General features: G+C 54.4%; 1 pseudogene. It reads left to right on the top strand.

Going from position 1 to position 2412, the window contains the following annotated elements:
* Positions 1–1280: 1280 nt before the first annotated feature.
* Positions 1281–2412: pseudogene (locus Q0257_RS03585) on the top strand (hypothetical protein); the annotation flags it as partial.

Raw genomic sequence — 2412 nt, 5'->3', positions numbered from 1 at the left:
TATTCGGGTTATTCGGGTTATTCGGGTTATTCGGGTTATTCGGGTTATTCGGGTTTCGGTGCGTCGATCTCGACCCGCGAAATTTCATTAAATTTCGCGCAAGATCTACGCAGAAATTCGGCGCGAAACCTGCGTGGGTTTGGCATTTGAAATTTTGCTCGCAAAATTCCGCGCAAAAACTGGGCGCAAGATTTTAAACCGAGCCGCTCGCGAGTTTGCGAGCTCATCGCGGCAAGATTTAAAATTTCATAATGCATAAGCTCGCCGTGAAATTCAAAATTTCACGCGGCTGCGCACAGTGTTATGTGTCGCTACGAGATTCTAAATTTCATGTCGAGCGCACCGTGAAATTAATCCGTCGGTCGCGCAGCAGATCGCCGCACGATCTAAAATTCGCGCTTGCGCCGCGACATGCACCGCCGAGAGTTAAATTATGCGGCAGGCGAGCTAAATTTACGCTCGCGCGATCGGTCGTGCCGGCGTGAGGTTTGCGGCGCCCAGATTAAATTTTACACACCACCGTGCATCGCCTGCAGTGGGCACGGATGCTTGATCTGCTCTGCTTGCAAAGGCGCAGGCGGCTATAGCTGTGCGGCAGGCGAGCTAAATTTTACGAGCCGATGCGTCGCAGCAATGAAATTTCGCGCCGTGCTGCCAGCTGTGACTAAATTTGTGCGATAATATGTCGGCTATGCGCTCGTAAATTAAATTGCACTACACGCACCCGTCGCCTGATTGTCGCGCGGGATTGGAATTTGCGCGCCGCTTGCTTGTCATAAAATTTAGATCGCTGCGCGCCGCGCCATAGCTGTCGTAAAATTTTAAATTTCATGCCGTACGCACGAGTTAGCCGTGAAATTTAAAATTTCAAGAGGCCGCGAAATTTGCTGTGTGTTATGCCGTATCGCGCATCGTCGCGAGCCAAATTACGCGCTGCTGCGGAATTAAAGTCTTGCATGCCCGCTGCCATCACTCGGGCGCCGTATGCCTCGCGGCTCCATTTTGCTATCCGTTCGCGCCGTATTTGTTGCGGCAGTTATGTACGTCGCCGCGCCGCAGTGCGAGATTCCGCGTCGAGCTATATTTTAGAGCTTTGATTTGCAGCGAGATTTTACGGCGCGCAATGGCGTTAAATTCTATCCTGCGTGAGATTTTGGAATTTTAAAATTCCCTTTCGCGGTATAATTATATGAAATGCTAAAATTTGCAGGATCTTAATAAAGGAATTTTAAAATTTATGCGGCGTGGCTTTGTGGCGCGTCCGCAAGAAAGGAGCGATCATGGACAAGCTGGATAAAGAGGAGCTTGCAGAGGCGTTTGTCGCTAGGCTCAAAGCACTAGCGCGTAGCGGCGGCGCCGATCTGCGCGAGCTTGATCGCGAGTTTTATGGATTTAGCGTGAGGCTTGGTGTGCGTTACGACTTTGCCGGCAAGTTTAGCGTCTCGCAGATAAGTGGCGGCGAGCGCGCTCAGCTGCATTTCGCAGATATCGCGCAGTTCGAGGCTCATGCGCGCGAGTGCCTACGCGCGGCAAGCATTGATGCGGAGCTAAGCGAGGCCTTTATGCTACGCCTGCGTGCAGATCCCCAAAAAGCCGCTACGAATGCGGATCAAATCATAAAATTCCAAGATTTTAAGCCCTTTAGCGTTCAGCTGCGTTGCGAGCATTGCGGCGGATCGGGCAGGAGGCGCTGCAAAGCCTGCGAAGGCGCAGGCAAGGCGCCGTGCGCTAACTGCGGCGGGCGCGGGCGCTTGATCTGCCCCACTTGCAAGGGCGCCGGTGGCTATAGCCGTGCGGCATTAAGCTCTACGGACGCTCATGCGCGCGGCCTTTCTGGAGGCGATTCTGCAGGCTCTGCGTCAAATTCTATGGGCTATCGCTTCATTCCCTGCGCTAGCTGCGGCGGTAGCGGCTCGCGCATTTGTCCCGTTTGCGGCGGTGCGGGCAGATTGCGTTGCGAAAAGTGCGGCGGTGCGGGTGATTTTCGCTGCGAGCACTGCGATGGGCGCGGGTATTTCACTCGCACCGGCAAAGTATCCGTTTATGCCCGCCCGAGCGTCAGCATAGGCGCTAGCTCGCAGGTTTTTGGGCGCGAGCTGCTGGAGTTTTTATGCAGCAGGGGCGTAGGCTTTGCTACGCGCAGACTTTTATTTCGTCTAAGCTCGCTGCGAGTGGTGCAGGACGGCTGCGAAGCGGTATTTAGCGCGGAGGATGATTTTTTGCGCTTGAGTTTTGCCGTCTGCGGCAAGGCTTACGATGCGGCGTGCTTCGGCGGCGTGACATTCGTAAGACCTAGCTTTTTGGACGAAGTTTTTGCGCCGGAGCTTGCGGCGGTGCGCGGCGCACCCGCTAGGCTAGGGCAGAACGATGCGCAAAGCCTTTTTGCGCTATTTCGCGCAAAGCCTGTGCTAG

This window comes from uncultured Campylobacter sp. (genome assembly GCF_938018035.1).
Taxonomy (GTDB): Bacteria; Campylobacterota; Campylobacteria; order Campylobacterales; family Campylobacteraceae; genus Campylobacter_B.
Note: the sequence above shows the minus strand (reverse complement) of the source record. Positions and strands in the feature narration are given on the sequence as shown.